The sequence below is a fragment of the Rhodococcoides corynebacterioides genome, assembly GCF_019834675.1.
In the GTDB taxonomy this organism is placed as follows: domain Bacteria; phylum Actinomycetota; class Actinomycetes; order Mycobacteriales; family Mycobacteriaceae; genus Rhodococcoides; species Rhodococcoides corynebacterioides_A.
Genome location: NZ_JABUBU010000008.1, coordinates 57456 through 81996 on the forward strand (window position 1 = coordinate 57456; position 24541 = coordinate 81996).

At 71.0% G+C, this 24541-nt stretch carries 19 protein-coding genes and 2 tRNA genes; 8 read left to right on the forward strand and 13 right to left on the reverse strand.

What is annotated here, in order from left to right; translation table 11 throughout:
* Positions 1-6 precede the first annotated feature (6 nt).
* Positions 7-2253, reverse strand: a complete 2247-nt coding sequence (locus HQ603_RS10980; RefSeq protein ID WP_222684585.1) for a sensor domain-containing protein — start codon at positions 2251-2253, stop codon at positions 7-9.
* A gap of 212 nt (positions 2254-2465) precedes the next feature.
* Positions 2466-2539: transfer RNA gene (locus HQ603_RS10985), tRNA-Ile, on the reverse strand.
* A 94-nt stretch (positions 2540-2633) separates the two neighbouring features.
* On the opposite strand from HQ603_RS10985, the gene HQ603_RS10990 reads away from it, so the two are divergent.
* A complete protein-coding gene (locus HQ603_RS10990) occupies positions 2634-2795 on the forward strand; it encodes a hypothetical protein (RefSeq protein ID WP_222684632.1) in 162 nt (53 codons plus the stop codon).
* Between the two features lie 6 nt (positions 2796-2801).
* Here HQ603_RS10990 and HQ603_RS10995 read toward each other — a convergent pair whose 3' ends face one another.
* The 4 genes from HQ603_RS10995 to HQ603_RS11010 all read right to left on the reverse strand — a co-directional run bounded on the left by HQ603_RS10995 (position 2802) and on the right by HQ603_RS11010 (position 8100).
* Complete coding sequence (locus tag HQ603_RS10995) at positions 2802-4631, reverse strand: putative bifunctional diguanylate cyclase/phosphodiesterase (RefSeq protein WP_308126461.1); 1830 nt, start codon at positions 4629-4631, stop codon at positions 2802-2804.
* A 128-nt stretch (positions 4632-4759) separates the two neighbouring features.
* Entirely contained in the window at positions 4760-6880 is a 2121-nt protein-coding gene (locus tag HQ603_RS11000) for an Rv1355c family protein (protein ID WP_222684586.1), read from the reverse strand.
* Entirely contained in the window at positions 6881-7663 is a 783-nt protein-coding gene (locus HQ603_RS11005) for a hypothetical protein (RefSeq protein ID WP_222684587.1), read from the reverse strand.
* A 23-nt stretch (positions 7664-7686) separates the two neighbouring features.
* Positions 7687-8100, reverse strand: a complete 414-nt coding sequence (locus HQ603_RS11010) for a PAS domain-containing protein (protein ID WP_222684588.1) — start codon at positions 8098-8100, stop codon at positions 7687-7689.
* 180 nt (positions 8101-8280) lie between these two features.
* Here HQ603_RS11010 and HQ603_RS11015 point away from each other — a divergent pair, with 180 nt between their 5' ends.
* Entirely contained in the window at positions 8281-10110 is a 1830-nt protein-coding gene (locus HQ603_RS11015; RefSeq protein ID WP_222684589.1) for a putative bifunctional diguanylate cyclase/phosphodiesterase, read from the forward strand.
* Here HQ603_RS11015 and HQ603_RS11020 read toward each other — a convergent pair.
* Positions 10014-12254: a molybdopterin-dependent oxidoreductase gene (locus HQ603_RS11020; protein WP_222684590.1), complete on the reverse strand. Its 2241-nt coding sequence runs from the start codon at positions 12252-12254 to the stop codon at positions 10014-10016. The genes HQ603_RS11015 and HQ603_RS11020 overlap by 97 nt on opposite strands.
* Before the next feature lie 75 nt (positions 12255-12329).
* On the opposite strand from HQ603_RS11020, the gene HQ603_RS11025 reads away from it, so the two are divergent.
* Complete coding sequence (locus HQ603_RS11025) at positions 12330-13175, forward strand: serine hydrolase domain-containing protein (RefSeq protein ID WP_308126462.1); 846 nt, start codon at positions 12330-12332, stop codon at positions 13173-13175.
* A gap of 126 nt (positions 13176-13301) precedes the next feature.
* Positions 13302-13805 (forward strand): DUF3145 domain-containing protein, encoded by a 504-nt coding sequence (locus HQ603_RS11030; protein ID WP_068146832.1) that lies wholly within the window; start codon positions 13302-13304, stop codon positions 13803-13805.
* Between the two features lie 42 nt (positions 13806-13847).
* On the opposite strand, the gene HQ603_RS11035 is transcribed toward HQ603_RS11030, so the two are convergent.
* The 6 genes from HQ603_RS11035 to aceE all read right to left on the reverse strand — a co-directional run bounded on the left by HQ603_RS11035 (position 13848) and on the right by aceE (position 22503).
* Positions 13848-15281, reverse strand: coding sequence for an acyl-CoA carboxylase subunit beta (locus HQ603_RS11035; RefSeq protein WP_222684591.1), 1434 nt, complete (start codon positions 15279-15281; stop codon positions 13848-13850).
* Between the two features lie 130 nt (positions 15282-15411).
* Entirely contained in the window at positions 15412-16662 is a 1251-nt protein-coding gene (locus tag HQ603_RS11040) for a KasA/KasB family beta-ketoacyl-ACP synthase (protein ID WP_068105331.1), read from the reverse strand.
* Positions 16663-16670: 8 nt separating this feature from the next.
* Positions 16671-16982 (reverse strand): meromycolate extension acyl carrier protein AcpM, encoded by a 312-nt coding sequence (gene acpM / locus HQ603_RS11045; RefSeq protein WP_068100291.1) that lies wholly within the window; start codon positions 16980-16982, stop codon positions 16671-16673.
* A 174-nt stretch (positions 16983-17156) separates the two neighbouring features.
* Complete coding sequence (locus HQ603_RS11050; RefSeq protein WP_222684592.1) at positions 17157-18074, reverse strand: ACP S-malonyltransferase; 918 nt, start codon at positions 18072-18074, stop codon at positions 17157-17159.
* Between the two features lie 128 nt (positions 18075-18202).
* Complete coding sequence (locus HQ603_RS11055) at positions 18203-19591, reverse strand: PucR family transcriptional regulator (protein WP_222684593.1); 1389 nt, start codon at positions 19589-19591, stop codon at positions 18203-18205.
* A 35-nt stretch (positions 19592-19626) separates the two neighbouring features.
* Positions 19627-22503, reverse strand: a complete 2877-nt coding sequence (gene aceE / locus HQ603_RS11060; RefSeq protein ID WP_261773705.1) for a pyruvate dehydrogenase (acetyl-transferring), homodimeric type — start codon at positions 22501-22503, stop codon at positions 19627-19629.
* 261 nt (positions 22504-22764) lie between these two features.
* Here aceE and HQ603_RS11065 point away from each other — a divergent pair, with 261 nt between their 5' ends.
* The 4 genes from HQ603_RS11065 to HQ603_RS11080 all read left to right on the forward strand — a co-directional run bounded on the left by HQ603_RS11065 (position 22765) and on the right by HQ603_RS11080 (position 24495).
* Entirely contained in the window at positions 22765-23187 is a 423-nt protein-coding gene (locus HQ603_RS11065; RefSeq protein WP_222684595.1) for a DUF3052 domain-containing protein, read from the forward strand.
* Complete coding sequence (locus HQ603_RS11070) at positions 23187-23651, forward strand: peroxiredoxin (RefSeq protein ID WP_222684596.1); 465 nt, start codon at positions 23187-23189, stop codon at positions 23649-23651. The genes HQ603_RS11065 and HQ603_RS11070 overlap by 1 nt, the downstream gene beginning before the upstream one ends.
* 36 nt (positions 23652-23687) lie before the next feature.
* Positions 23688-23759, forward strand: a tRNA-Val gene (locus tag HQ603_RS11075).
* A 196-nt stretch (positions 23760-23955) separates the two neighbouring features.
* Entirely contained in the window at positions 23956-24495 is a 540-nt protein-coding gene (locus HQ603_RS11080) for a hypothetical protein (RefSeq protein WP_222684597.1), read from the forward strand.
* The last annotated feature ends 46 nt before the right edge of the window (positions 24496-24541 follow it).

Sequence of the window (24541 nt, forward strand, 5' to 3'; positions counted from 1 at the left end):
CGGGTCCTAGCCCGCGCGTCGGGTCCGGAGCATGTCCGTCATGGTCTCGGCGTCGGTGGGTTCGGCGAGCCAGAAGCCCTGAGCCAGATCGCATCCGCTCTCACGCAGCCGCTCGAACTGCGCCTCCGTCTCCACTCCCTCGCCCACGACGGTGACGTCGAACGCATGGGCCAGCGACACGATCGCCGACACGATGGCCTCGGGTCGCTTGCCGGGCATGGCCTGGATGTAGCTCTGGTCGATCTTGAACGCCTGAATCACCGGATAGCGGTTGAGGTAGGTGACCGAGCTGTGTCCGCTGCCCAGATCGTCCAGCAGGATCGACACCCCCATGCGGTGCAGCTCGGTGAGGGCGTCGCGCACCTGGGCGGTGTCGGCGAGCCACACGGTCTCGGTGATCTCGAGCCCGAGGCGCCCGACCGGCAGGCCGGTGTCCGCGAGCACCCGGGCGACGGCCGAGACGAAGCCGGGCTGCCGCAACTGCAGCGCCGAGACGTTCACCCGCACACCGATGTCGGCGATGGCCTGCCACTCGGCGGCCTGCCGGCACGCGGAGTGCAGCGCCCACAGGCCCAGTCGGTCGATCTGGCCGGTGCGCTCGGCGATGGCCACGAACGTCTCCGGACTCACCGACCCGAGCGTCGGGTGGTCCCACCGCGCGAGCGCCTCCACCGCCGCGATCCGCCCGGTGTCGATGTCGAAGATGGGCTGGTACGCCAGCGTCAGGTACCGGCTCTCCAGCGCGGCCCGCAGGTCCGCCGACAACGCCAACTGCAGGCGTCGGTGCTCGCGATCGTCCCGATCGAACAGGGCGAGATGGCCCCGGCCGGTGTCCTTCGCGCGGTACATCGCGACGTCGGCGCGGCGGACCAGCTCGTTGACCGGGACGTCCGTCGTGGTGACCGCGACCCCGATGCTGGCCGTGATGACCAGATCGTTCCCGTCCACCGAGACCGGGGCGCGGACGGCGTCGGCATAGTTCGCGGCCGCGGCCACCGCGTCGTCCTCGTCCCGCAGGTTCTCGCACACCACGACGAACTCGTCGCCGCCGAGCCGGGCCACGGTGTCACCCGGCCGCGACGCTCGGGCCAGCCGCGCGGACACCTGGATCAACGCGGTGTCGCCGGCCTCGTGGCCCAACCCGTCGTTGATCGACTTGAAGTCGTCGAGGTCGATGAGCATGACGGCGGTGCAGGTACCCGCGGTCACGCCGCGCTGCACCGCGGATCCGATGCGGTCGTGGGCGAGCGCGCGGTTGGGAAGGCCGGTGAGCGGATCACGCAGGCTGCGGTACCGCAGCTCGCGCTCCACTCCGACACGGTGCACCGCCGCCGCCAGCACGTCGGCCACCTCGTCGAGGATGGACGGCTCCGGCACGACGTCCGACGAGCGCGCCGGGGCCACGAGCGGACCGGGCGCGGCCCCGACACCGGTGACGTTCAGGCCGAACACCGCGAGCACGCCCCACGGACGACCCGCACCGTCGATGGGGACCGCGACGGCGTTCCCGAGTCCCGCGCCCAGCATGGCGTCGGCGTCGACCCGGTCGTCCCCCGGGTCACCGCGCCACAGGATCGGCGCGCCGGTTTCCCCGACGAGGGCCGGAACGGAGTCACCGCTGCGCGCCGCGGCGGCATCGGCGTCGCCGGTGACGGCGACCGTCTCGACGGTGGCGGGGTCCGCGTGCACCCGCGACACCGTCGCGAGGCGGGCGCCGAGCAGGTAGGCGACCGTGTCCGCGGCGGCGGCCAGCAGATCGTCCATCCGACCGCGCAGCGCGAGGCGGGACAGCTCGGCCAGCAGGTCGTGGCGCTCGACGGCGTCGCGCGACGCCCGCAGGACGGCCTGCAGCGGGTCGTCCGCACCTTCCGGCCCGTCGAGCGTGGGGGCCGGGGTGCGCAGGGTGGCGACGATCAACGGGTCGTCGTCCCGATCGTGAACAGCGAACGCCGAGGTCGACACAGGCACCCTCTCTCCGGACGACAACGCCACCTCGGCGCGGCCGAACCACGTATCACCCGCCCGAACCGTGCCCGGTGAACCCGGAATCCCGGCCGCGGGCACCTCGAGCGTCCAGGACTCGGCGGACGCCGCATGGTCCGCGAGGCGCAGACGTGCCGCGCGGTTGGCGCGCACGACGCGTCCGTCCGCGCGCACGAGCAGAACAGGGGCGGGGGAGCGATCCACCGCCGCGCCGACGGCGCGGACCAGCGCGGTGGGCCCGTCCTCCGGTTCCTGCTCGATCGCCGCCACTGACCGTCCTGCGCCCTCCGGTACTGCGGTGCCCGCGTCTCGCCGCCCGCCGTAACGAGGCCACGAGACGGCGAACAGCCGACGAAACAAACTGGAAGTTCAAAATGTAGCAGAAACCGAGACGATCCGACCGATCGACGAGGTCGCGCGAGGTTGCCCGAGCAGGGGGGTGGCCGCACCACGGCGACGCCGGGCGTGAGGGGGAACGAGGGTGGGGCGGGCGGGGCTCGAACCCGCGACCAATGGATTATGAGTCCACGGCTCTGACCGACTGAGCTACCGCCCCGTCGCGCCCGGCGGTGACCCGCGGCGGCGCGGGCCATACGTTACCCGGTCGGTCGGCCGCGGTTGCCGCGGTGATGTCGGGGTACGCGACGGCCATGAGCGAGTCCGAGAACGAACGCCAGAGCGAGTCCCCCGTGTCGGAGGATCCGTCGCACACCTCCGAGCGGCCCTACGACTCGACCCGCGATCCGGACGCGGATCCGGACGAGCTCGAGGATGCCGCCGGGACGCAGCCGGACCAGGCGGAGGGCGAGTGAGCCGGGTCAGGACGGGGTGAGGACGCCGACCCGCAGCATGTCGTAGACGGTGTCGGCGGGCTCCGGGCGGGCGTAGAGGTATCCCTGCGCGCGGGTGCAGCCGAGTTCGAGCAGCGCCTCCCGCGCCGCCACCGTCTCGAGCCCCTCGGCGATCAGGTCCAACCGGTACGCCGTCGCGAGGGTGACGACGGCGCCGACGATGGCGTGGTCGTCGGCGTCGGTGTCGAGGTGGGCGACGAACTCGCGGTCGATCTTCACGGCGTCCACCGGCAGCGTCTTCAGGTGCGAGAGCGAGCTGTATCCGGTACCGAAGTCGTCGATGGCGACGCGGACGCCCAGGTCCCGAACCGCCGCGAGGGCGCGGGCGGCCAGTGTGACGTCGTGGACGACGGCGACCTCGGTGATCTCGATGCACAGGTCGCCGGGCGCGAGTCCGTGGCGCTCCAGCGTGGCCGCCACGACGCCGACGAAGTCCCGCGAGACCAGTTGCGCCGGAGAGACGTTGACCCGCAGCGTGATCGAGAGAGCGCCGAGCCGACGACGCCAGGAGGCGAAGGTCCGGCAGGCGTCGTTCAGCACCCAGCGGCCGAGTTCGGTGGCCAGGTTGACCGACTCCGCGATGCCGACGAACTCGACCGGCGGAATCATCCCGCGCGTCGGGTGCATCCATCGGACCAGAGCCTCGACGGCCGTGATGCGGCCGGTGGGCAGGTCGATCTCCGGCTGGAAGTGCAACAGCAGCGCGTCGTTCTCGATGGCCGCACGCAGATGCAGCTCGATGTCGTTGCGCAGCGCCGTGCGTCGGCGGATCTCGTCGGTGAAGAGCGAGACGGCGTTGCCGCCGGCGGTCTTGGCGGCCAGCGCGGCCTGGTCGGCGCCGGCGATGACGGAGTCGACGGTGTCGAGGCCCGGCCGGGCCACGGCCACCCCGATGCTCGCGGTCCGGGAGACCACGTCCCCCGCCAGTTCGACACGCGCGGTGACCGACATCAGCAGACGGCACGCCTCGACGTAGGCCTCGTCCTCGGTGTCGGCGTCGGGGAGGACCAGGACGAACTCGTCTCCGCCCCACCGGCACAGCAGCAGATCGTCGTCCGAGAACCGGCGCAGTCGGTCCGCGACGGTGCGCAGGAACTCGTCGCCCGCGGTGTGCCCGAGCACGTCGTTCAGGGCCTCGAGGCGGTCCAGATCGAAGTAGAGCACCGCGAACCGGGGCCGACCCGCCGCCAGCCGCGCGGTCAGCTCGTCGGTCATGCCCCGGCGGTTGAGCAACCCGGTGAGGGCGTCGTGCCGGGCGGCCCAGCGCAGTCGGTCCTCGGCGAGAACCCGTGCCTGGACCTGGGAAAACAGCGAGGCGGTGGCCTTGAGTGCACTCAGTTCGTCGTCGGTCCACTGGCGGTCGCCCTGCGCCACCAATCCCAACACCCCGGTGGTGGCCGGACCCGACCGCAGCGGCACCGCCACCATGGACACCGCACTCATGCCCGACGCCGATTCCACCCGTTCGGCGTACTCGCGGGCGGGGGAGCCGGGCCGGAACACCAGGGGTTCCCGGAGATGTTCGGTGGCGGCGAAGACCGGGTCGGCGTCGGCGAACTCGACGACGCCGAGCGGGTCCGGATCCGGAACGTGCTCGCGCGGCGGCCATTCGGCGATCAGCGTGGTCGACCGATGGTGGGAGTCGTGGTGACGGAGGAACACCGTGTCGACGCCGAACCAGGCCTGCAGGTCGCGGAGACCGGCGCGGTACGCGGTGGTGGCGGTGAGGGCGTCGGCGCCGATCAGGTGTGTCGCGACGCGGGTGACCAGTACGTCGAGGCTCGGTGAGCACTCCACCGTCGGTGCCTCCTCGCCCGCGCCGGCGAACGCATCCGCTTCGGCGCGTTCGGGAATCGCACTGTTCGGATCCCGGCGCGACAATACCGCGCACGGGCGCGTCGCACCCGTCCGTGACCGGTCGCGCGTCACCCCCGCCTGCGACGGCTCGGCGGGGCCGGCGCCGCCCCGTGGGACAGGCGCATCACCAACCCGATCGACGCCGTCGGATCGACGCCGAACAGACCCAGGAGACGCGACCGCAGTGCGGCCAGGACGTCGGCGTGACGCGGCGCGAGTTCCCGGAACTCCGAGTCGGTTCGCGCGTACAGGAACACCGGGGACACCGGGTGCACCGCGAGGCCCCAGCGCTCGGCGGTGATCCAGACGCGTTGCACGGCCCGCCCGCCGCGGACGAAATCGGTGGGCCCGTCGCCGTCGACGACCACCACCCCGACGGCCGACGTCGCGGCGAGACGATCCCGCGCGTCGTCACCCAGGGCGGATCCGGTGTCCCAGTTCGCGAGATGGGCCATGACCTCGGGTCGCCGCGCCACGTCGAGCTTGACCAGGTCGGTGCGGTCCATGGCGAGGGTGTCGACGTCGATTCCGGTGTCGGGGTCCGCATCTCCCGGCCACCGCAGCTCCGACATCATCTCCGCGTGCAGGTGCGGGGTCAGGTAGCGAACCCGGTCCGATTCCGCGAGGATCTCGCCGATCTCGGTCAATGCGACCCGGTCGCCGGTGAGCACGAACCGGCATCCCTCCGCGGCCGCGGCGTCGGCGAGAGCGCCCGCCGTCGCGGCGTCGACCGGGTGCGGCGTGCCGTGGTGCCGGTTGGTCGCCCGCGTGGTCATCGCGGGGAACAGCTCCGCGTCCGCCCGGCACATCGCGCCCGACCCCACCGTCACCTCCGCCCGGACCACGTCGTCCCCGAGATCGGTCACCGTCTCGGTCGTCGAGAACCCTTCCGCGGCGGCGGTGATGCGCGCGTTCAGCACCGCCGCGCCCACGGCGACCGCGCTGCCGCGCCGACGCACGTCCAGTCCCGACGTTCGCCGCGGATCGAGGGTGACGGTCACGGACCGGTCGGTGGTCTCGACGATCCAGGGCTGGACGTTGCCACCGGACGGAGCGCGCCGCGTGTAGTACGCGAGGCGGTCGGCGAGGGTGGTTCCGGCGTCGTCCGGCGCGCGGCGGGCCGGGACCGGGGCCGCCGGCTCCGCAGTGCGAATCACGCTGTCGCCGAGCCGGTCCAGGACCGCGTCGACGTCGATGCGGACGCGGCCCGAGGGCAGTGCGTCGCCCCGGGCCCAGCGCCGCACCGCCGCGGCGACGGTCGCTCCGCCCAGGGCGACGTCGCCGCCGAGCTGGGGCCACGTCGACACCGTGCGATCGACTTCCACCATGGAGGCGGCGAAGCGCGCGGACACCTGATCGGCTCCGAGGATGGCCATGACGTACGGCACCTTGTCGTGCGTGCTCAGCCCGGCCACTCGGTCGGAGGTGACCACGCCCGCCGAGCCGTGGAAGAGCGGGCGGTCGGGTTCGAGGTCGAACCGTTCGACGTCCAGCAGGCCCCGGTCGGAGGTCTCCATGATCACTGGAACACGCTGTCGCCGTGCGGCTTCCCGGACCAACACCTTGACGTCGAGGGAGTCGCACTCCTCGATCACCAGGTCGACGCCGGCGACGAAGTCGTCGACGGACTCCGGAGCGATGCCCTCGGGTCGGCAGCGGACGTCGAGGTAGGGATCGAGTTCGGCGATACGCCGGGCCGCGACGTCGGTCTTGGGCACGCCGAGGTCGAGGACGCCGGCGGGAATGCGGTTGAGGTTCGACAGGTCGAGGGTGTCGAAGTCCGCGAGATGCAGTTCGCCGCACAGGCCTTCGAGAGCGAGGGTGTGCGCCACCGCATGGCCCACGCTGAGCCCGACGACGCCGATCCGCACGCTCCGCAGTCGCTCCTGTTCCGCCGTCGTGATCTTGTTCCGGTTGCGGTCGAGCCGGAGCAGCCGGAAGCCGCGCGGCCCGAGCAGGTGCACGAGCGAGTGGCGCCACGGGTAGTGGACCCACCGAGGCGCCTCGGCGAGGATCTCGGGGTCCGGCGTCGGCACCACCTCGGCGAGAGCGGAGCGTTGCCGGGCCAGCGTGTCGAGCACGCGGATGCCGGGTGTCCGCGAGAGTCGGTGCAGCGCCCGGAGATCGAGGGGGTCGCGGGGATCGAGGACGGTCGCGGCGCCGTCGTCGGGCGTCGGGGGAGTGCTCACTCAGGTTCTCCGTTCGGATCGGGCGCCGGTGGAGACGGCCCGGGCGCGCGCGGGGGATCGAGTCGCCGTACGACGCAGGTGATCCGCGGCCTGCTCGATGCGGCGCCGGTGACCGGGCAGGGCGCGGTCGGCGAACGTCTCGAGGTCCCAGAAGAGGGGGCGGGTGCGGTACCGAGCCGTCGGATAGGGGGTGGGGGGCACCTCGTCGGCGACGACGGCGCCCGCGTGCTCCCACAGTGCGAGGGCGTGGTCGCCCGCGGTGACCAGGGTGTGGCGCACGCCGAGCACGGTGGCGGCGAGCGGCCCGGCGAACCCGATCATGTCCGCCAGGCGGCGCTCGCGCGGGACGGTCGGGTCGACCCACCCCGTCTTCAACTCGGCCACCCCGTCCGGGAGACGCGCGGCCACCAGACGCCGCAGGACGGCGCGTCCGGCCGGGAGCGTCCGCCATTCCTCGTCGGCGTGGGTCTCGTCCGGGCGGTCGTACGGGCCCTGGACGCGGGCTCCGGCCAGGACGCGCCCCGCCTCGTCGACGGCGCAGAAGAACAGCGTCGTGGACCGTCCGTCGGCGATGCGGTCGAACTCGAGCGCCGCGGCGACGCCGTGTCGGGTGTAGCTCGCGCGCGCCCCCTCGAGGAAGCGCTGCCAGAGCAGGGGGTCGACCCGGGGCGTGCCGACGGTCACCGCGCAGCCGAAGACGTCGTCGACGTAGTAGCCGAACGGGCGATCGGACCGCGCCGGGGGGAGCGCGGACCGGTTCCGGCACGCGTCGAGCGTGGACATCGGTGCGGGTCGGCCTGCGGCCGTCAGGCCGGGACGGATTCGACGACGAGGTAGCGACGCCCCGAGACCTCGACTCGGGAGAGGCCGAGAGTCACCCGCACGGCCGACCCGTCCTTGCGGACGAGCCGGAGTTCGGTGTCGGCCGCGCCCACGGGCGAGTCGGTGGCGCGCTCGGTGGCCTCGGCCAGCAGACCCGCATCGTCGGGATGCACGATGCCGTGTCCGGTCAGCGAGGCCAGCTCGTCCGCGTCGTACCCCAGCAGCCGCGAGCAGGCCGCGTTGAAGAAGGTGAGGGCCCCGGACTCGTCGTGGACCGTCGTGGCGTCGGCGGAGCGGGCGATGCCGTAGTAGAGGGACGGGAGATCCCCCCGGTCCGACGCCGCGCGACTCCCGGCGTCGGCGCTGCCCTCGGGGTCGGTGGGTGGGATCGCAGCCATGGCTCGATCGTGGCACAGGCGGATACGATGCGCGGGGACGGCGACATCACCCGGATCGGACCGACAGCACGCTATTGTCGGCTGTCACAGACGGATCGACAGGTTTCACAGGGTGCCACGCGTCGACGCAGGTCAGGGTCCAGCGGGTGTGGTGGGCCGGGGAGGATTCGGTGACATTTCATGGGCGACGAGCAGGTACCGCGTCGGCGTCCGCTGGACGCGCTCGTCGTCGAGCTCGCCACCGGCCTCATCGACGCCGACGCGCACAACGTCACCGAGGTCTACCGCTCGCTGTTGCGTGACCTGGCCGCCGACTTCGGCGCGGACACCTGCTTCCTGCGACACAACGACGCCCGGCTCGACGCGTCCGTCCTCGTCGCGGAGTGGCCGCCGCGGACCGGAGTTCCCGATCCGGATCCGATCGGCGTCGTCCCGTTCGCCGACGCCGATCCCGTATTCGCGTCGACGCGCGATCAGACGACCGTGATGATCTACCGACCCAGCGACCAGCCGCGCCCGTACCGCGAGCGCGTGGCCACCGCGTCCGGCGAGCCGTCGACGACGATGGTCTCGGTGCCGCTGGTGGGCGAGGACCGCACGCTCGGCGTGCTCGGGTTCGTCACCTTCCGGGATCAGGTGTGGACCACCGAGGAGATCGAGGCCGTCACCGCGGTCGGCGCGATGCTGGCCCAGGTGCATCGCCGGGTCGCGGCGGAGAACGAGCTGCGGCGCCGCGCGCTGCACGACGAGCTGACGGGGCTCCTGGGCCGACGGGGCCTGACGGAGGAACTCCGCACGAGGCTGCGGGAGGACGAGCCGGTCGCGGTGCTCTTCGCCGACGTCGACCGGCTGTCCGCGCTCAACGACTTCCTCGGGCAGGGCATGGGGGACCGATTCCTGCGCACCGTCGCCGACCGACTGTCGGCAGGCTTACCGGACGCCGCGATCGCGCGACTCGGCGGCGACGAGTTCGTCGTGGTCGCCGGCGTCGAGTCCGCGGCCGACGGCGCGGCGCTGGGCGAGCGTGTTCGGCGCACCGTCGCCGAACCCCTGTCCATCGGCGACGATCGGGTGACGCGCACGGCCAGCGTCGGGGTGACCGTGGGGACGGGCACGCCGTACGAGATGCTGCGGCGGGCCGACCGGGCGGCGCTGCAGGCCAAGGCGTCCGGCGGCAACACGGTGGTCGAGTACACCGGCGGGTCCGCGGACGACTCGCTCTCGCGCAGCGGCCTCGAACTGACCCTCGGCGACGCCGTGGCCTCCGACGCTCTGATCCTGCACCACCGACCCGAGGTCGATCTGCGCACCGGACGGGTCACGGCCGTCGAGTCGTCGGTCCGCTGGCCGCATCCCACCCGCGGTCTGCTGGGTCCCGCCGATCTGGTGCCGGTGGCCGACATGTCCACGCTGGCACCGGATCTGGGCCGGTGGATCGTCGACCGGGCGTGCCGCGCACACGCCGCCCGCCTCGCGCGGACCGGGCGCACGGATCTGCACGTCCACGTGACCCTGTCGCCGGTCTTCGTCTGCGCCGCTTCCTTCGCCGACGACGTCGCCGCGGCGGTGGACCGGCACGGCATCGACCCCGGGCTGCTGCGCATCGGCGTGTCCGAGACGGGCGTGGTCGACTCGGTGGCGCGCACCGCGACCGCCCTCGGATCGATCCGCGACCTCGGCGTCCGCGTCGGTCTCGACCACGTCGGCAGCGGGTTCGGATCCCTGCTGCACGTCAAGCGACTCCCGCTCGACGTGCTCACCGTCGACGCCCGGTTCGCGCGGGGCGCCGTGGACGACGCGGGCGACCGCGCGGTGCTGGCCGCGGTGGCGGTCATCGCTCGGGAGATGTCGCTGGACGTCGTCGCCGCGGGCGTCGACTCCGCGGACGCCGCCCGCGCCCTGCGGAGCCTCGGCTACGTGTCGGCCCGCGGCGCCGCGGTCGGGCCGTGGGGCGACGAGGAGGACACGGCCGAGTTGCTCGGCTCGGACGGCTCGGGTCCCACGCCCTGATCCGGCGCGGGGACCACGGTGACGGGCACGCCGTTGAGGACGGCGTTGCCGGCCACGGACTCGACCCGGTCGGGGTCGGTCAGATCGTTCACGCTGGGCCCGACCACGGTGCGCGCCACGGAGAGTCGAACACCGTCTCGCTCGTGACCGAACCCGTGGGGCATGCTCACCACCCCGCGCATGACGTCGGTCGAGGCGGCCACCACGGTACGGACGGCGCCGGCGTTGGATCGGACCTCGACGGCGTCGCCGTCCGCGAGCCGGTGCGTCGCGAGGTCGTCGGGGTGCATCAGCACCGCGTGACGCGGCTTGCCCTTCACCAGCCGCGGCGCGTTGTGCATCCAGGAGTTGTTGCTGCGCAGGTGTCGTCGCCCGACGAGGGTGAGTCCGCCGTCGGCGGCGGGTGCGCCCGTGAGCGCGGCGCGGATCCGCGCGACGTCGTCCAGCACGAGGGGCTGGGCGAGGTCGATGCGGCGGTCGGGAGTCGACAGGGCGTCGGGCAGGCGCGGCCGGAGCGGGCCGAGATCGACTCCGTGGGGAGTGCGCCGCAGCGACCGGATCGACAGTCCGCGACGCCCCCGGCGCAGGAGGAGGTCGAGGGTGCGGGTGGGTGACAGGCGGAATCGCACCTCCCGCACCAGCGACGCCCGGGTGAACCGCTCCCGCGGGGAGCGGCGACGCAGGGCGGCGTAGCGCAGCGCCAGGTCGCGGAAGATCTCCCACTCGTGCCGCATCCCGTCGGGCTTCGGGAGGACGGCGGGGGAGAACTTGGCGACGTTCCGCACCGCGAACGAGGAGAAGATCAGGTCGTAGTGATCGCGTTCGAGGGCGGTGGTCGACGGCAGGATCACGTCGGCATGGCGAGAGGTCTCGTTGACGTAGATGTCGAAGGACACCATGAAGTCGAGATCGGCGAAGGCGTCGTCCAGGCGACGTCCCCCGGGTGCGGACAGCACCGGATTGCCCGAGGCGACCACCATCGCGCGGATACGGTCCTCACCCGGGGTGGTCATCTCGTCCACCAGGGTGGACGTCGGCAACTCGCCGGAGAATTCGGGCAGGTCCCGGACGCGGCTGCGCCAGAGCCCGAAATGCCCTCGGCCCGTGATCTTCTGGCGGATCAGGTCGACCGCGGGCTCGGTGAAGAGCTTGCCGCCCACCCGGTCGAGGTTGCCGGTGAGGATGTCCAGGACGTGAACGGCCCACTGACACACCGTGCCGAACCGTTGCGTCGACACGCCCATGCGCCCGTAGACCGCCGCCGCGTCCGCGGCCACCAGCTCGCGGGCGAGCCGCCGCACGGTGTCCGCGTCGATGCCGGTGACGTCCGCGACCGCCTCGGGAGTGAACGCGGCCACCGCGGCACGCACCTCGGCCACGCCGTCGACGTACAGGGCGGGCCGCTCGGCGCCGTCGGCGAGAATCACGTGGATCAGGGCGAGCAGCAGGTACGCGTCGGAGCCGGGGCGGACGAAGAGGTGCTCGTCCGCCACGGCCGCGGTCTCCGTGCGCCGCGGATCGATCACCACCATCCGCCCGCCCCGCGCCCGCAGGTCCTTCACCCGGCGTCCGAAATCGGGCACCGTCATCATCGAGCCGTTGGACGCCATCGGATTGGCGCCGAGAACCAGGAAGAACTGCGTGTGATCGATGTCGGTGATCGGTTGCCGCAGCTGATGACCGAACAGCAGCATGTTGGTCAGCTGGTGGGGCAGCTGGTCGAGCGACGTCGCCGAGTAGCGGTTGCGGGTACGCAGCATCGACAGGAACGGGATGCCGTGCGTCATGGCGCCGAGGCTGTGCACGTTGGGGTTGCCGGCGTAGACGCCCACCGCGTTGCGGCCGTGGGTGTCCCTGATCTCCGACAGCCGTCGTGCCACGAGGTCGATCGCCTCGTCCCACTCCATCTCCGTCCAGCCGTCGTCGGTCCGGCGGACGGGTCGGCGCAGGCGGTCCGGATCGTTCGCGATGTCGACCAGGGCGGTCGCCTTCGGGCAGAGGTGACCGCGCGAGAGCGGATCCTTCTTGTCGCCTCGCACGGACTCGACGCCCGCCGGTCCCACCGTGTACTCCAGTCCGCACATGGCTTCGCACAGGGCGCAGGTGCCGTACGCGGTACGCGTGGCGGCGGCGTCGGTCGTCATGAGCCACGACGCTAGTCCGCGGACGCGATCCGCACGCCCCGACGGGCGGACCGGCCCGTCGTCTAGGGTCGCCTCGTGACTCCTCACGACGGTGACGACGACCTGCTGGCCCCCCTGGGCGACTGGCCCGTTCCGGCCGTCTCCGCGGCCGTGCTGCGGCGCTCCGACGACGGTGCCGCGGTGGTCGCCCGCCACGGCGACGCGGATCGGGTGCAGGAGCTCGCCTCGGTCACCAAGCTGCTCGTCGCCTACGCGGCCCTCGTCGCGGTCGAGGAGGAAGCCATCGCCCTCGACGAGCCCGCCGGACCACCCGGGTCGACCGTGCGGCACCTGTTGGCCCACGCGTCGGGCGTCGGTTTCGACGACCGGACGCCGAGTGCGGAGCCGGGGACGAAGCGGATCTACTCCAGCGCCGGCTTCGAACTGCTGGCCGAGCACGTCACCGAGCGCACGGGCATCGACTTCCCGGAGTACCTGACGGACGCGGTGCTCGCGCCGCTGGGGATGACGGCGACCGAGCTGGTCGGGTCCGCGGGACACGGCGCCCGCTCGAGTGCGGCAGACATGACCGCGTTCGCGGCCGAGCTGCTCGTGCCGACCCTGCTCGCGCCGGAGACGGTGCGCGAGGCGACCGGTGTGCAGTTCCCCGGCCTGGCCGGGATCCTGCCGGGATACGGATCGCAGCGGCCCAACGACTGGGGCCTCGGGTTCGAGATCCGTGACGGCAAGTCGCCGCACTGGACCGGCACCGGCAACTCCCCGCGCACCGTGGGGCACTTCGGTCAGGCGGGCACGTTCTGCTGGGTCGATCCCGGCGCGGACCTGGCCGTCGTCGTGCTCGCGGACCGCGCGTTCGGGGACTGGGCCAAGCCGGTGTGGACCGAGCTCTCCGACCGGGTTCTGCGCCGACTCGCCGCCTGATCGGCCGCGACACTCCGGACGACTGGTGTAACAGCGGTAACTCGAGGCACACTGGTATGCAGCCATTGCGCAGTCGACTCGTCGGGCCGTTGGGGAAGACGTCCCTCGTCGAGGCTGGAGGCAACGGTGAACGCACGAAATCAGTTCGCGGACGCGACGACGGGTGTGGTCTGGATCCACTCGTCTCCGGCTGCGCTGTGCCCGCATGTGGAATGGGCACTGTCGGACGCGCTGGACGCGCGCGCCAACCTGAAGTGGACCGCGCAGCCCGCGCAGTCCGGTCAGCTGCGGGCCACCACCGAGTGGGTGGGGCCCGTCGGCACCGGCTCGCGCCTGGCCGCGGTCCTGCGCTCGTGGCGCATGCTGCGCTTCGAAGTCACCGAGGACCCCAGTGAGGGCGTCGACGGCGAACGCTTCGCCCACGTCCCGGGACTCGGCCTGTGGCACGGCATCACCGCCGCGAACGGCGACGTCGTCGTGGGGGAGCAGCGCCTCAAAGCGATCCTCGCCGGCGGTGGCGCGGACCTCGCCGCCGACCTCGATCACGCCCTCGGCACGGCCTGGGACGACGAGCTCGAGCAGTTCCGGCTGGGCGGTACCGGCGCCGAGGTGACCTGGCTCGCGAGCTGACCCGGCTCGGCTCGCCGGGCCGAGTCGGCTCCCGGCGGGCCGCTACAGCGGGATGTTGTTGTGCCGGCCGCGCCGCGCGGTGGCGTCGGCCAGGGCGCGGGTGAGCGTGCTGCGGGTGGTGCCCGGATCGATCACCGCGTCGACCACACCGATGCTCACCGCACGGTCCACTCCGCCGGCGATGGCCTCGTGCTCGGCCGTCAGACGGTCGTGCAGCGCCTCGCGCTCGTGCTCGGGTGCCGCGGCGAGAGCCTTCTTGTGCAGGATGCCCACGGCGGCTTTCGCGCCCATGACGGCCACCTCGGACTCGGGCCAGGCGAACACCGCGGTGGCGCCCAGCGCGCGGGAGTTCATCGCGATGTACGCGCCGCCGTAGATCTTGCGGGTGACCAGCGTGACGCGCGGGACCGTGGCCTCGGCGAACGCGTGGAGCAGCTTCGCTCCGCGGCGGACCACGCCCTCCCACTCCATGCTGACGCCGGGGAGGTACCCCGGCACGTCGACGACCACGACGAGCGGGATGCCGAACGCGTCGCAGAGCCGGACGAACCGTGCGGCCTTCTCCGCGGACTCGGAGTTCAGACAGCCGCCGAGTCGAATCGGGTTGTTGGCGATCACGCCGACGGTGCGGCCGCCGAGGCGACCGAGGCCGGTCACGATGCTGCGCGCCCAGCCGCCCTGGAACTCCTCGAAGGACGACTCGCCCTCGACGTTGTCGAGCAGTTCGTGGATCACCGGATGCACGTCGTACGCGCGGCGGTTGGAATCCGGCAGCAGGGCGCGGAGGTCGGTGTCGCCGTGCTGGGCCGCACCGAGATCGAACGTGCCCTGATCGCAGAACATCGAGACCAGGCGACGGCCGCGGGCCAGCGCGTCCAGCTCGTCGCGGGCCACGATGTGGCACACGCCGGACTTCTTGTAGTGGGTGTCGGGGCCGCCCAACGACGCCATGTCGACCTGTTCGCCGGTGACGCTGCGGACCACGTCGGGGCCGGTGACGAACACGCGGCCCTCGGGGGCCATGACCACCACGTCGGTCAGGGCCGGGCCGTACGCCGCCCCGCCGGCGGCGAAGCCGAGGACGACGGAGATCTGCGGAATGCGGCCGGACGCGCGCACCATGGCCTCGAACACGAGACCGACGGCGTGGAGGGCCTCGACGCCCTCGGCGAGGCGGGCTCCGCCGGAGTGCCAGATCCCGACGATCGGCGCGTTCTCGTCGAGTGCGGTGTCGATGGCCGAGACGATGTGCTTGCAGCCGTCCACACCCATGGCGCCGCCCATGACGGTGGCGTCGGAGCAATAGGCGATGGTGGGGACTCCGTCGATCTTCCCGCGTGCGGCCACGACCCCGGATCTGTCACGGGGGTGGAGGAGGGCGATGGAGGCGGAGTCGAAGAGTCGTTCGAGACGGGCCAGCGGATCGCGGGGATCGACGTCGGCCGCGCCGCGCGCGTGGGGAGCGAGAACGGTCACGGAACTTCTCCTTCTGCCGTCGGTCCGCGAGGCGATCCGGGCCGGGAGTGGTGGGTCGGGGCGGAGCGCGACGGTGATCGCTCACCGTGCGCCCCGCCCCACCCGGGGGTCGAGCTGTTCTCGCCGTCGGTCAGGCGCGACCGATGGCGAGGGCGACGTTGTGCCCTCCGAAGCCGAACGAGTTGTTCAGCGCGTAGCCGATCTCGCCGCGTCGGGCTTCGCCCTTGACGACGTCGAGATCGATCTCCGGATCCTGGTTGTCCAGGTTCAGCGTCGGCGGGACGATGCCGTCCCGGACGCTGAGGACGGTCAGGACCGCCTCGAGGGCACCTACGGCGCCGATCGAGTGGCCCAGTGCCGACTTCGGCGCGTACACCGACGCGTGCTTGCCGACGGCGGCACCGATCGCCGCCGCCTCGGCCGTGTCCCCGATGGGGGTGGCCGTGGCGTGAGCGTTGACGTGCGTGATGTCCGCCGCGGTGAGGCCCGCGGTCTCGATGGCGCGACGCATCGCACGCGCCGCTCCGGTACCGGCCGGATCGGGGGCCACCAGGTGGTAGCCGTCCGACGTGATTCCGGCACCGAGCAGTCGCGCGTGGATGGTCGCGCCACGAGCCTTGGCGTGCTCCTCGGACTCGATGACCATGAGCGCGCCGGCCTCACCGAACACGAAGCCGTCCCGATCGACGTCGAAGGGACGCGAGGCGGCCTTCGGGTCGTCGTTGCGCGTGCTCATCGCACGCATCATCGAGAAGCTCGCGATCGGCACCGCGTCGATGTGTCCCTCGACTCCACCCGTGACCACGACGTCCGCATCGCCCATGACGATCATGCGCCACGCGTGCGCGATGGCCTCGGAGCCCGACGAACACGCCGACACGGGCGTGATCACCCCGGCGCGCGCGCCGAGTTCGAGTCCGACGACGGCCGACGGGCCGTTGGGCATGATCATCTGGACCGAGAGCGGGGACACCTTGCGGTACCCGCCCTCGCGCATCTTCTTGTCCGCATCGAGCAGGGCGTCGCCGCCACCGAGGCCGGTACCGATCGAGACGCCGAGGCGCTCCGGATCGACCTCGGGACTGCCGGCGTTCTTCCAGACTTCCTTGCCCAGAACGAACGCCATCTGCTCGACGTAGCTCATCCGTCGCTGTTCCACACGGGACAGCAGCGACGACGGGTTCACCGCGAGGTGACCGCCGATGCGAACCGGAAGATCGTACTCGGTGACGAAATCGTCCTCGAGAACGTCGATACCGCTCTCGCCGTTCAGCAGACCCTTCCACGTGGCGTCGACGTCACCGGCGATCGAGGTGGTGGCCGCGAGCGAGGTCACGACGACGTTGCGGAAGCCCCCGTTGGCTGTGTTGGGCGTGGTCACGGCCTGGCTCACTCGCCTGCGGTGCCGCTCTGGCCCTCGAACTTCGCCTTGATGGCCTCGGCCGCCTCGGGGTTCTCGGACTCGAGCTTCTGGATGTAGGACACGGCGTCACCGACGGTGCGCAGACTCGCGAGGTCCTCGTCCGGGATCTTGACGCCGTACTTGTCCTCGGTCTGCACGGCGATCTCGACCATCGACAGCGAGTCGATGTCCAGGTCGTCGACGAAGGACTTCTCGACGGTCACCTCGGACGGCTCGATGCCGGTGACCTCTTCGATGATCTCGGCGAGTCCGGCGATGAGTTCTTCCTGCGTGGCCACTTAGGTGGCTCCCTTCTGGTTGTGACTGCGTCGTTCCCCGGCCGGCCGCGAACGGCCGATCGGAAGCAGATGTCGTCCCGGCGGCACGTGCCGACCGGGTTCCGGCCGACGGACGTCGACCGGGTGGGCCCCGGCGAACCGGGACGCGCGGCAGGGTTCACCGCGCGCAGTAACCTAGCCGACCGAGACCGGCAGGGTGAGGCCGGAGATGTCCTCCGGAGTCTGGAGAGCCGTGGTGGGCGTGCCGCGCATCTCGCGCTTGGCGATGCCGACCAGGGTGCCCGCGGGCGGGAGTTCGACCAGGTGCGACACCTCGGCCGACTTCAGCGCCGCCGTGCACAGATCCCACCGGACGGGTCGGGTGACCTGCGCGGCGAGCTTGGTCAGCGCGTCCGCGCCGGACGTCACCTCGCGGCCGTCGTAGTTCGACAGCAGACGGCGCGTGGGGTCGTTCGGGCGGATCGAGGCGGCCGCGGTGTCGACGGCGTCGCGAGCGGGTGCCATGAACCGGGTGTGGAACGCGCCGGCGACCGGCAGCGGACGGATCCGCGCCTTCTCCGGCGGGTTCTCGGCGAGCTCGGCGAGGCCGGTCAGCAGGCCTGCGGCGACGATCTGGCCCGCGGCGTTCCGGTTGGCGGCCTCGAGGCCCAGCTCGGTGAGGCGCTCGAGGACGGCGTCCTCGTCGCCGCCCAGGACGGCGGACATGCCGGTCGGGTTCTGCGCGCAAGCCTCGGCCATGGCCGCGCCGCGGACGGCCGCCAGGCGCACGGCCTCGTCGGCGGTGATGACACCGGCGACGGCAGCGGCGGCGAGTTCACCGACCGAGTGGCCGGCGACGACCAGGTTCTCGGGGAGGCCGTGGGTGCGATCGAACTCCTCGAACGCGAGCAGGGCTGCCGCGACGACCAGCGGCTGCGTCACCGCGGTGTCGGTGATCTCGTCCGCATCGGCCGTGGTGCCGAGGCGAACGAGGTCGAGTCCGGAAGCCTGCGACCACACGGCGAGACGGTCGGCGGCTCCGGGGAGATCGAGCCACGGCGTCAGCATGCCGGGTTTCTGAGAGCCCTGTCCGGGCGAGAGCAACGCAATCACGGTGATAAGAGAACACTGTGAACCCGTCTCGAGGAGATGTCGTCTGCGATGAACCTCACGACCTCGATTTGTCGGAACCCTACAAACGGCCTGACGAGAGCGCCACATCGTCCGAAGCGCAAGATTCGTTACCGTATGAGGTTTCCAAATGTTCCGGCTGTGACGCTTGTTATCGGTGATGGGCTTTCGTTATGCGATTGCGCCAGTCTTCCCACTGTTGCAGCGATACGAAGCACGTACGCGTCGCGCGCATTGGTGGGATCGCGGCCGGTGACGTCGGCGATGCGCTTCAGTCGGTAGCGGACAGTATTTGGATGAACAAACAGTGATCTTGCACAAGTCTCGACAGCCCCACCGCAGTCGAGGTACGCGTCGAGCGTGTCCGACAGGCCCCCGCCCGCCGCCGCGAGCGGGGTCACGATGGCGTCGTTCAGCGTGCCGACCGCCGCCGGATCACCCAGCAGCGCGCGCTCGGGCAGCAGCTCGCTCGCGTGGACCGGCCTGGGCGCACCGCGCCAGCCGACCACCGCCTGCATGCCGGCGAACGCCTCCACGGCACTCGAGTGCGCGGCGCCGAGCGTGCGGGTGGTGGGACCGACGACCACCGGGTCGTCCGAGAAGTTCGCCATCAGGTCGTCCAGGAACGCCGCCGAGGCGGGAGTGCCGGACATCGCCCCGCTGACCACCATCACCAACCGGGTGCCCTGCACGACGGCCAGGGCGGCGCGGCCGTGGCGGCTGGCCACCGCGTGCACCGTGCCGACCACCGACACGCCCTGATCGGGCGGCGGCGATCCCACCAGGACCGTGGCCGGCGCCGTGGCGTCCCAGTTGAGCGTCGCCGCACGCGAGAGCATGTCGGACCCGGTGTCTCCTCGCACCACCGCGTCGACCACGAGCGCCTCGAGCCGGGTGTCCCAGGCGCCGCGCGACTCCGCGGCACTCGCGTACACCGACGCCGCCGCGAAGCCCAGCTCACGCCCGTACCGCAGCACCGCCTCGGTGAGCGCCACCAACTGTTCGTCGTTGCGCGCCAGCGCCGGTAGCCACTGCTCGAAGAACTCCATGGCCACCCGGACCATGTCGACCGTCTGCCGGAGCGTCAGCCGCCGCGCGAGATCCTGCGGGATCACCTGGAACGCGTCGAGGCTGAACCGGATGTCGCTCTCCGGGTTCTGCAGCCACTCGAGGAAGTTCACGACGGCCGTCTGCACCAACAGCTGCACGCTGGCTCGCTGCGACGCATCCAGGTCGCGGACGAAGGGCAACTGACCCTCCATCTGCGTCAACGCCTCCGTGGACAGACGCGACGAGAACTGCTTGACCCGACGCAGCAGCGCGTCGGGCAGCGGGACGCGCTCCTGCCGCGAACGCCGCAGGGCCGCGCCGGGTGTTCCCACCTCGGCCGCGGCCCTGCGGATCTCACGACGTTCGCGAATGCGCTCGGTGTCCCGCGTGTGATCCGACCCGTCCGTGGACGGGACCGACCCATCGGGTGCGGGGGAGGCGTCGGTCATGGGACGAACCTACGCCCCGCCCCGCGGAGCACCGGTCAGGCGACGCCGGGGTCGGACGTCGAGATCGGTGCGGCGAGGACGTCGTCGATCTGGTACCGCTCGGCAGCTTCGACGGCCTTGTCCGAGTCGACCTGTCCGGCCTTGGCGAGGGCGGAGAGGACGGCGACGACGATGGACTCGGCGTCGACGTTGAAGTGCCGACGCGCGGCGGTGCGGGTGTCGGAGAACCCGAACCCGTCGGTGCCGAGCGTGACGTAGTCACCCGGAACCCACTGACGGATCTGATCGGGCACCGCCCGCATCCAGTCGGAGGCGGCGACGAACGGTCCCTGCGCGTCCTGCAGCTTCTGCGTCACGTACGGCACCCGCGGGGTGTCGCCCGGGTTGCGCAGCGCCTCGGTCTCGGCGTCGACACCGTCGCGGCGCAGCTCGCCCCAGCTGGTGACCGACCAGACGTCGGCGGACACGCCGTAGTCCTCGGCGAGCAACTCCTGCGCCCGCAGGCCCGACGGCATCCCGACGCCGGAGACCAGGATCTGCGCCTTCGGGCCGTCCGCCTGTCCCTTCTGGAACAGATAGATGCCCTTGAGCAGGCCCTCGACGTCGAGGTTCTCCGGCTCGGCCGGCTGACGGTAGGGCTCGTTGTAGAGGGTGATGTAGTAGAAGATGTTCTCCCCACCGAACCCCTCGACACCCTCGGTGCCGCCGTACATCCGCCGCAACCCGTCCTTGACGATGTGCGCGATCTCGAACGAGAACGCCGGGTCGTACGCGACGGCGGCCGGGTTGGTGGCCGCGAGGAGCAGCGAGTGCCCGTCGGCGTGCTGGAGACCCTCACCGGTGAGGGTGGTGCGGCCGGCGGTGGCGCCGAGGACGAAGCCGCGGGCCATCTGGTCCGCCGCCGCCCACAGGCCGTCGCCGGTGCGCTGGAAGCCGAACATCGAGTAGAAGATGTACAGCGGGATCATCGGCTCGCCGTGGGTGGCGTAGGAGGTGCCGACGGCGGTGAACGACGACGTCGACCCGGCCTCGTTGATGCCCTCGTGCAGGATCTGCCCGGTGGAGTTCTCCTTGTAGGCGAGCATCAGCTCCGCGTCGACCGAGGTGTAGAGCTGGCCGTTGCGGTTGTAGATCTTCAGCGACGGGAACCACGAGTCCATCCCGAAGGTGCGGGCCTCGTCGGGGATGATCGGCACCACGCGGTGCCCGATCTCCTTGTCGCGCAGCAGTTCCTTCATCACGCGCACCAACGCCATGGTGGTCGCGACTTCCTGCTTGCCCGATCCCTTCATGATCGACTTGTACGTCGAGTCCGGCGGCATCGGCAGGGGCTTGGCCGACGTGCGCCGCTCGGGGACGAACCCGCCGAGCGCCTTGCGGCGATCGAGCATGTACTGGATCTCCGGCGCGTCCGGCCCCGGGTGGTAGTACGGGGGCAGGTACGGATCCTTCTCGAGCTCCTCGTCGGAGATCGGGATGTGCTGGATGTCGCGGAACGCCTTGAGGTCGTCGAGGGTCAGCTTCTTCATCTGGTGCGTGGCGTTGCGGCCCTCGAAGTGCTTGCCCAGGGTGTAGCCCTTGATGGTGTGGGCCAGGATCACCGTCGGCTGACCCTTGTGCGCCATCGCCGCGGCGTAGGCGGCGTGCACCTTGCGGTAGTCGTGCCCACCGCGCTTGAGGTTCCAGATGTCGCTGTCGGAGAGGTCCTTGACCAACTCCTTCGTCCGCGGATCGCGGCCGAAGAAGTGATCGCGGACGTAGCCGCCGTCGTTGGCCTTGTACGTCTGGAAATCACCGTCGGGGGTGGTGTTCATCAGGTTCACCAGCGCACCGTCGCGGTCCGCGTGCAGCAGCGCGTCCCACTCGCGGCCCCAGATCACCTTGATGACGTTCCAGCCGGCGCCGCGGAAGAACGACTCCAGCTCCTGGATGATCTTGCCGTTGCCGCGCACCGGGCCGTCGAGGCGCTGGAGGTTGCAGTTGATGACGAAGGTCAGGTTGTCCAGACCCTCGGTGGCCGCCACGTGCGCCAGACCGCGCGACTCCGGCTCGTCCATCTCGCCGTCGCCGAGGAACGCCCACACGTGCTGATCGGAGGTGTCCTTGATGCCGCGGTCGTCGAGGTAGTGATTGAACCGCGCCTGGTAGATCGCGTTCATCGGGCCCAGGCCCATCGACACCGTCGGGAACTCCCAGAAGTCCTGCATCAACCGCGGATGCGGGTACGACGGCAGACCGCCGCCCGAATCGGCGTGGCTGTACTCCTGCCGGAAACCGTCCATCCGCTCCGCCGGGATACGACCCTCGAGGAACGCGCGGGCGTAGATGCCGGGGGAGGCGTGACCCTGGATGAAGATGTGATCGCCGCCACCGGGGTGATCCTTGCCGCGGAAGAAGTGGTTGAAGCCCACCTCGTACAACGCCGCCGACGACGCGTAGGTCGAGATGTGGCCGCCGACGCCGACGCCGGGGCGCTGCGCCCGGTGCACCATGATCGCCGCGTTCCACCGGATCCACGCGCGGTACCGACGCTCCATCGACTCGTCGCCGGGGAACCACGGCTCGTTCTCGGTGGGGATGGTGTTGACGTAGTCGGTGGAGGTCAGCGACGGAATCGCCACCCGCTTCTCCCCGGCCCGCTCGAGCATCCGCAACATCAGATACCGGGCACGCTGCGGACCGGAACGCTCGAGGAGCTGGTCGAACGACTCCATCCACTCACCGGTTTCCTCGGAGTCGATGTCCGGGAGGTAGGAGGCCACCCCCTCGCGAATCACTCGCACTCGGCCGTCCGAGTTCGCACTCCGAGCCACTGCGCCGACGTCGGCCGCAGCCCCGTCGCGCCCTTCCTTGGTCGCTTCCGACAACGTCTCTCCTCGATCTGGCGGGTGCGTGGTGGTGCCCCGTTCCATCGCGGGCCGGTCCTGTGACGCCGACTCGCCTTTCGGTCTCATGGTGATCAAGGTCAATCCTGCCCCATCGGGTGCCGTTCGGTGCAGGTGGTCGGGTATTGGGTACCCGTGAAATCAATGCAACGACTCGCGGGTGCGTCGGCTTGCGCCGGGGCGCCCGAGCATGTTCGCTTTGTCTACTGCACACTTTCACCACGGACCGAGGCGAACTCGGACCTGCTCGGACCCGCTTCACACCCCACCCATGAGGAGGACACGACCGTGGTCGCCGCGGCGGACGATCGGAACTACGCCCACAAGCTCGGAATCACCCACGACATGGTCGTGCAGGAATTGGGTTGGGACGAGGACACCGACGAAGACCTGCGGGCCTCCGTCGAAGAGACCATCGGCGGCGAGACCGTCGACGAGGATTCCGACGAGGTGGTCGACGTCGTGCTGCTGTGGTGGCGTGACGGCGACGGCGATCTGGTCGACGCACTCATGGACGCCATCACGCCGCTGTCCGACGACGGGTTCGTCTGGGTGCTCACGCCCAAGACCGGCCAGTCCGGCCACGTCGAGCCCAGCGAGATCGCCGAGTCCGCGCCCACGGCCGGTCTGACGCAGACGTCGTCGACCAACCTCGGGTCCTGGATCGGCAGCCGGCTGGTGCAGCCCAAGGCCCGCCCCGCCAAGCGCTGATGCCGCTCGAGGTGGGTGCGCAGGCACCCGAGTTCACGCTCAAGGATCAGAACAACCAGCCGGTCTCGCTGTCGGACTACCGCGGGCGCAAGAACGTGCTGCTGATCTTCTTCCCGCTCGCGTTCACCGGCACCTGCCAGGGTGAGCTGTGCCGCGTGCGCGACGAGCTCCCCAAGTTCGAGAACGACGACACCGCTGTCGTCGCCATCTCCGTCGGTCCGCCGCCCACCCACAAGATCTGGGCCGCCGAGCAGGGCTATCTCTTTCCCTTGCTGTCCGACTTCTGGCCGCACGGCGAGGTCGCGCAGCGCTACGGGGTGTTCAACGACAAGCTCGGCTTCGCCAACCGCGGAACCTTCCTCGTCGACACCGAGGGCGTCATCCGGTTCGCGGAGATGATGGGACCGGGTGAAGCCCGTGACCAGGGCGCTTGGGAGAACGCGCTCGCCGCGTTAGGGTCTTGACCGCGTTCGCCGGGGGTTCCTGCGCCGGCACGTGAGGGGCGTATAGCTCAGCGGTAGAGCTCTGGTTTTACACACCAGCGGTCGGGGGTTCGAACCCCTCTGCGCCCACTCCTTCCTCTGTCCCGGCCCCGCTCACCTCGTCTCGCCGGTCCCGATCCGCCGACGGTGTCCGTGGGCGCCGTGCTCGTCGCCCGTGTGGCGCTGATAAACGGGCATTTCGTCCGATCGAATGACAACCTCGTGATTACCGCGCTGACATCATGACGATCGGCGGATGGACCGCCCGGTACGGTGAGGAAATCTGATGAATCGCAATGCTTTCGGACGTGGCCATCGACGAGTGGCCGTGGTGGCCGTGATGGTCGCGGCAGTGGGGATCGGTGCGCCCGTCGCAGCATCGGCGGAGCCGACGTTCGGCAGTAGCACCGGGAGCGGACTGATCGACGATCCGATCGGCACCATCACCGGCGGTGTGCGCATTCTCAGCGAGGTGATCGGTGGTGCCGGCAGCAGTGGCGCCGGAAGCAGCGGGAACGGCGCGCCGACGCAGAACTGCAACGAGGAAACGGTGTCCGGCGGCGCCGGTGTCACGGACACCAACCACCAGCTGGGCCGTCCGGGCCCGACGTCGTTCGAGCTCGTCTACGAGACCGAGAACGTCCCGGACAACATCGAGGTGTTCTACCAGGGCGGGAAGGTGTACGAGTCCGGGTACATCGGTGACGACCTGAACGAGGGAACCGGATCCGCCGTCGTGAGTCTGCCGCCGGGTGCGGCGACGACGGTGCTCGTGCGGGTCAGCGGACCGAACGGCACTCAGTGGACGTACACGGTGCGCTGCTGACCGTGACCGCAGGCGGGGGAGACGGGGAGCGCCCCGATTGCGAAGC

Excerpts from the sequence above, each read along its gene's own strand:
- HQ603_RS10990 (WP_222684632.1), top strand. The coding sequence starts at position 2,634 with ATGAGCGAGTCCGAGAACGAACGCCAGAGCGAGTCCCCCGTGTCGGAG.
- HQ603_RS11005 (WP_222684587.1), bottom strand. The coding sequence starts at position 7,663 with ATGTCCACGCTCGACGCGTGCCGGAACCGGTCCGCGCTCCCCCCGGCG.
- HQ603_RS11010 (WP_222684588.1), bottom strand. The coding sequence starts at position 8,100 with ATGGCTGCGATCCCACCCACCGACCCCGAGGGCAGCGCCGACGCCGGG.
- HQ603_RS11015 (WP_222684589.1), top strand. The coding sequence starts at position 8,281 with ATGGGCGACGAGCAGGTACCGCGTCGGCGTCCGCTGGACGCGCTCGTC.
- HQ603_RS11020 (WP_222684590.1), bottom strand. The coding sequence starts at position 12,254 with ATGACGACCGACGCCGCCGCCACGCGTACCGCGTACGGCACCTGCGCC.
- HQ603_RS11055 (WP_222684593.1), bottom strand. The coding sequence starts at position 19,591 with ATGACCGACGCCTCCCCCGCACCCGATGGGTCGGTCCCGTCCACGGAC.
- aceE (WP_261773705.1), bottom strand. The coding sequence starts at position 22,503 with ATGGAACGGGGCACCACCACGCACCCGCCAGATCGAGGAGAGACGTTG.
- HQ603_RS11070 (WP_222684596.1), top strand. The coding sequence starts at position 23,187 with ATGCCGCTCGAGGTGGGTGCGCAGGCACCCGAGTTCACGCTCAAGGAT.
- HQ603_RS11080 (WP_222684597.1), top strand. The coding sequence starts at position 23,956 with ATGAATCGCAATGCTTTCGGACGTGGCCATCGACGAGTGGCCGTGGTG.